This window comes from uncultured Cetobacterium sp. (assembly GCF_947039425.1).
Classification (GTDB): Bacteria; Fusobacteriota; Fusobacteriia; order Fusobacteriales; family Fusobacteriaceae; genus Cetobacterium_A.
The window spans coordinates 1-5585 of record NZ_CAMQYW010000118.1; the positions used below are offsets into that span (position 1 = coordinate 1).

The 5585-nt window shown below is 28.2% G+C and carries 4 protein-coding genes and 1 riboswitch; of the genes, 2 read left to right on the forward strand and 2 right to left on the reverse strand.

The genetic code is table 11. From position 1 onward, the window contains the following. Window positions 1-108 precede the first annotated feature (108 nt). Window positions 109-1467 (reverse strand): sodium:alanine symporter family protein, encoded by a 1359-nt coding sequence (locus Q0V09_RS07020; RefSeq protein ID WP_297405937.1) that lies wholly within the window; start codon window positions 1465-1467, stop codon window positions 109-111. Between the two features lie 278 nt (window positions 1468-1745). On the opposite strand from Q0V09_RS07020, the gene brnQ reads away from it, so the two are divergent. Continuing rightward, complete coding sequence (brnQ, locus tag Q0V09_RS07025; RefSeq protein ID WP_297487905.1) at window positions 1746-3002, forward strand: branched-chain amino acid transport system II carrier protein; 1257 nt, start codon at window positions 1746-1748, stop codon at window positions 3000-3002. A 24-nt stretch (window positions 3003-3026) separates the two neighbouring features. On the opposite strand, the gene Q0V09_RS07030 is transcribed toward brnQ, so the two are convergent. Then, entirely contained in the window at window positions 3027-4313 is a 1287-nt protein-coding gene (locus Q0V09_RS07030) for an NCS2 family permease (RefSeq protein ID WP_297405935.1), read from the reverse strand. A 65-nt stretch (window positions 4314-4378) separates the two neighbouring features. Further along, window positions 4379-4476: riboswitch (purine riboswitch) on the reverse strand. A 112-nt stretch (window positions 4477-4588) separates the two neighbouring features. Between Q0V09_RS07030 and Q0V09_RS07035 the strand changes: the two genes are divergently transcribed. Next, window positions 4589-5585, forward strand: a 997-nt coding sequence (locus Q0V09_RS07035; RefSeq protein WP_297487907.1) for a low specificity L-threonine aldolase, incomplete at its 3' end; no start/stop codon positions are given.

Here is a 5585-nt window from a genome sequence, read left to right on the forward strand (position 1 = left end):
ATTTACTCCAAACTCTTCAGAATCTTTCTTTAACAATCTCCACATATCTTCTGATAGTGTTACTCTCACTTTTTTCATTTTTTACCCCCATATAATCTATGGGTTATTTTAGCATACTCTTTCTTTTTGTTCTTGATTTTTTTGTAATTTTGTTTCATATTTTTTTAGTTCTTCTACTCCTACTCCTATATATGGAAAAATAACAATTATATTTATTACTGTCATTATTCCAAGTCCAAAATCTGCAAGTGACCATACAAAATAATTTTGTTGAATTCCTCCAATATATACCATTAAAATAACTAAAATTTGATAAATTTTATTTAAATAATTTTGTTCTCCTATAAATAAAAGCGCATTTTTTCCATAAACTGTCACACCTAAAATTGTACTATATGAGAAAAAAAATAGTATTAAAACTGTAAATGGAATTCCAATCCATCCTATATGTGATCTTAAAGACTCTTGAAATAAAACCATTCCACTTAATCCATCAGTTATATTTTTATCAGCCAACAATACAATAAACGCTGTAGCACTACATATTAAAATTGTGTCTACAAAAACTCCTAATGCTTGAACCATCCCTTGTTTTGCAGGCTCATCAATATCTACTAAAGCTGCTGCATAATTTGAATTTCCACTTCCTGCCTCATTAGAGAATAATCCTCTTCTCACTCCTTGCATTATTACAGCACCCATTGCTCCACCAAATAATTGTTCTCCTCCAAAAGCTTGATACATTATATTTTTTAACATACTTGGAATACTATTAATATTTGTTAAAATGACAAATAATACAACTGCTAAATATAAAAATGCCATTAATGGTACAATTTTATTTAATGCTGATATTATTCTATCTTTTTTACTTTTCCCAAATATTGTTAACCCTACTATTATTGCCATTCCTAGTGATAAAATATATTTATTTATTCCATAAGCTCCTGAAGTTGATTCTACTACCGCATTAGAAGTAACTTGAATAACTCCCATATAGCAAACAACAGATGCTATAGAGTATACTAAACCAATCCATCTCTTTTTTATTTTTTTCTTTATTATCCAAGGGGTTCCACCTCTATAATTTCCATTTTCATCCTTATCTCTATATAAAACTGCCAAAGTTGATTCTATAAAAGAAGTTGATGCTCCTAAAATAGCTACAATCCACATCCAGAACAGTGCTCCTGGTCCACCTACTGAAATGGCGGCTATTACTCCAGCTATATTTCCTGCTCCAACTCTACAAGCAGTTCCTAAATAAAAAGCTTCTAGAGAACTCGCTCCATTTTTATTATTAGAATCAGTAAATAATGTTCCTAAAATCTCTTTAAACAATCTAATTTGCATAAATCTAGTTTTAAAAGATATATATATTGCCGTTCCAATTAACATTACAACCAATATATTTTTTCCCCATAATAAATTATTTGTAGAATTTATTACTAATTTTAATAACTCCATGAATAAACCTCCCTTAAAATTCTTTTTATTTTTCTATAATAACAAAAATATTATTCATTTTGTAGATAACAATTTTTTTTATTTTTTGTTCGTATTTTTAAATAAGCACCTTATATTTTTTAATATGTTATTATAATTTTTTTGTTCGTATGTATATTTTTTTGTTACTTTATTACTTTATTTTAAATACTTTTTTCTTGATTTCTTTTATTTTTTTTGATACAATTTTATAAATAAAATTATTTTTTTTACATACTTTATTAAAAAATGGAGGGTTTATGAATAAAAAGAAAGAGATTATTATACTTGGATTTGCACTATTTTCAATGTTTTTTGGAGCTGGGAACCTACTATTTCCACCATCAGTGGGGGTTGCTGTTGGACAAAGTTGGTTACCTGCTAGTTTAGGATTTTTCTTAACAGGAATAGGATTACCCTTACTTGGAATACTTGCTTTTACGAAAGTTGGAAATTTAGATGAATTTGCTAATAAAGTTTCACCTAAATTTAATAGTATCTATTCTACAGTTTTAATTTTAGTTATTGGACCCTTATTTGCTATTCCTAGAACTGGTTCAACAACTTTTGAGATGGGTATATTACCATTATTCCCAAATGTTGATCATTTTATACTAGCTTTAATTACTTCAGTTTTATTCTTTGCATTAACTTTATTCTTAGTTCTAAACGAATCTAGCATAACAGATATTCTTGGGAAATTTTTAACGCCAATAATTTTAGTGATTTTATCACTTATAACTATTTTAGGATTTACTAAAACATTAGGAACTCCAGTTCCTACAACTATTTCTGGAAGTCAGTTTTCTTATGGTTTTATTAGTGGATACCAAACTATGGATGCTTTAGCATCAGTATTGTTCGGAGTTATCATTATAAGAGGACTTGAGGGGAAAGGAATTACAGATGTTAAAGAACAGAAATCATATCTATCTAATGCTGGTTTTATTGCTGCCTTTGGTTTAGGATTTATATATTTAAGTTTAATTTATTTAGGAGCTCAAATTAGTAGTATCAAAGGATTATCTACAGCACAAACTACTTTAACTTTAGCTCAAATGACTTTAGGAAATGTTGGGAAAATCGCTTTCGGTATTTGTGTAGCTGCTGCTTGTTTAACTACTTCAGTTGGTTTAGTTGCCTTAGCTAGTGATTGGTTCTCTAAAATAACTAAGATTTCATATAAAACTTTTGCTATTTTAATTTGTTTGTTTTCAACAATTTTATCTGTAGCTGGTTTAGATTATATTATTTCTCTTTCTGTTCCAGTTTTAGTTATACTATATCCAATAACAATAGTTTTAATTTTATTAAACATTTTCAATATCCAAAATCATTATACTTTTAAATTTGTTGTTCTTATAACTTTTTCAATAAGTATTCTTGAACTATTTAAAGTTAATCTATCATTTATTCCATTTGCAAATGATGGTTTCGCATGGTTTTTACCAGCAATTATAACTTTTATCTTAACATCTTTTATTAGCAATCTAAACAAAAAAAGCTTCCCTGCATAATTATGCAGAGAAGCTTTTTTATTTCTATTTAAACATTAATTCAACTATTGAGAAAAATCCTATCGCCCACATTATCGGTTTAATTTCTTGTGGTTTCCCTTTAAATAAACAAACTAAAATATATGAAATAAATCCAAATGCTATTCCTATAGATATACTATAAGTTAATGGCATCATTATTATTATTAAAAAACAAGGTATTGCTACTTCTATATTATGAAAATCAATATCTAACAAATTCTTAAACATATATACCCCAACTAGCATTAATGCTGGTGCTGTTGCAAATGGAGGTACTATTCCAATTATTGGTGAAAAGAAAAGTGCTACGACAAAAAGTATCGCTGTTGTTAGTGCTGTTAATCCTGTTCTTCCTCCAACAGCTATTCCAGATGCTGATTCTACAAATGTAGTTGTTGTCGATGTTCCTAAAAGAGAACCTATAACTGTTGCCATTGCATCTGCTTCTAATATTTTACTCACATTTTTTATTTTACCTTTTTCATCTATCATTTCAGCTTCATGTGCGCAAGCCATTATTGTTCCTAAAGAATCAAATAAATCTACAAACATAAAGGAAAATATTGAACCTAAAAATATTGGTTTTATTGCTCCTATTATATCTAACTTTAAAGCTATTGGAGCTATACTTGGAGGAGAAGAAATTATTTCTTTTGGTAATGAAACTTCACCAAATACCACGCCTAAAATAGTTGTTATAACTATTCCAATTAAAATTCCACCTTTAACTTTTCTCATTTCTAAAAATCCCATAATTGCAAATCCTACTAATCCTAAAACAACACTTGTATTAAATTTCCCTAAAGCCACTACTGTTGCTGGATTTGTAACTATCAATCCCATGCTTTGCATTCCTATAAAAGCTATAAATAAACCTATTCCAGCACCTACAGCTAATCTCAATGCTTCTGGTATAGCTTCTATTATTTTTTCTCTTAATCCAGAAAATGTTAATCCTAAAAAGATTATTCCTGATATAAATACTACCCCTAAAGCTTCTTGCCAAGTTGCTCCATTACCCAATACTAGTGTAAATGTAAAAAATGCATTTAACCCCATTCCTGGTGCCATTGCTAGTGGTGCGTTTACCCAAAATGCTGTTATTCCAGTTCCTATTGCTGAAGCTAAACATGTTACAGTTATTAAAGCTCCTTTATCCATTCCTGTTAACGATAATATAGATGGATTTACAAAGATAATATAAGCCATTGTTAAAAATGTTGTTATTCCTGCTATTACTTCTTGCTTCACTGTTGTTCCATGTTCTTTTAATTTAAAAATTTTTTCCATTATCCCTCCACTTTATAGTTAAATTTTAATTATTGATAAATAAAATAGCCTATATAATAAAATATAGGCCATAAAAAATGACCCATAGCAAGCTATTTACGGCAGCTCGTAGAAACTCTTCACCTTATTTGAAGTATATATGGATTCTTGTATTCTTTTCTTGTTACTCTAACATAGTAATTTACTATTCAATTTTTGTCAAGTTTTATTTACTTTGATTTTTATGTTTTAATTTAATATAATAGTTTATATTAAATTACATATAGGGGTGAAATATGAACAAAACTTTTGCAAGTGATAACTATAGTGGTGTACATAAAAAAATATTAGAAAAAATTATTGAAGTTAATGTAGGTCATGCTTCTGCATATGGTAGTGATGATGTAACCAATGAAGCAGTTGAAGAATTTAAAAAATATTTTGGTGATGTTGAAGTTTTTTTTGTTATAAATGGAACTGGTTCAAATGTTTTATCTTTAGAAGCTCTAAAAAATAAAACATCTGGAGTTTTATGTGCAGATAGTGCGCACATTTTTCAAGATGAAACTGGAGCTCCTAGTAAAATAACTGGAATGCAGTTAATAACTATTCCTAGTGAAGATGGAAAATTTGATATAGCCCTTGCTAAATCTAGATTAAATTTCAAAGATACTTTTCACAAACCAAATATTGATATTATCTCTATTAGTCAAACTACAGAATCTGGAACTATCTATACAATCGAAGAGATTAAAAACATTTCAAAATTTGCAAAAGAAAATAATATGTATCTTCATATGGATGGTGCTAGAATTGCAAATGCTGCTGTTGCTTTAGGATGCTCTTTTAAAGAACTCTCTGGAGATTTAGGTGTAGATGTTTTATCATTTGGTGGGACTAAAAATGGACTTATGTATGGAGAGGCAATTATTTTTTTTAATAAAAAATTAGCTGAAAATTTTACTTGGATAAGAAAACAAAATCTTCAATTAGTTTCTAAAATGAGATTCTTATCTGCCCAATTCATCCCATATTTAAAAGATAATATTTGGTATGAATGTGCTAAAAATGCCAATGACATTGCTAAATATTTAGAAGAAGAATTATTAAAAATAAATATAAAAGTTACTAATCAAGTTTTAGGAAATACTGTTTTTGCTATCCTTCCTAAAGAAGTAATAACTCCCTTACAAGAGTTTTGTCACTTTTATATTTGGAATGAAAATTTAAATGAAATTAGACTAGTAACTTCCTTTGATAGTACTAAAGAAGACGTCGATTCTTTCATAAAAA

Bases quoted from the DNA above. Each gene is read 5' to 3' on its own strand.
- Q0V09_RS07020 (WP_297405937.1), bottom strand. From the start codon at position 1,467: ATGGAGTTATTAAAATTAGTAATAAATTCTACAAATAATTTATTATGG.
- brnQ (WP_297487905.1), top strand. From the start codon at position 1,746: ATGAATAAAAAGAAAGAGATTATTATACTTGGATTTGCACTATTTTCA.
- Q0V09_RS07030 (WP_297405935.1), bottom strand. From the start codon at position 4,313: ATGGAAAAAATTTTTAAATTAAAAGAACATGGAACAACAGTGAAGCAA.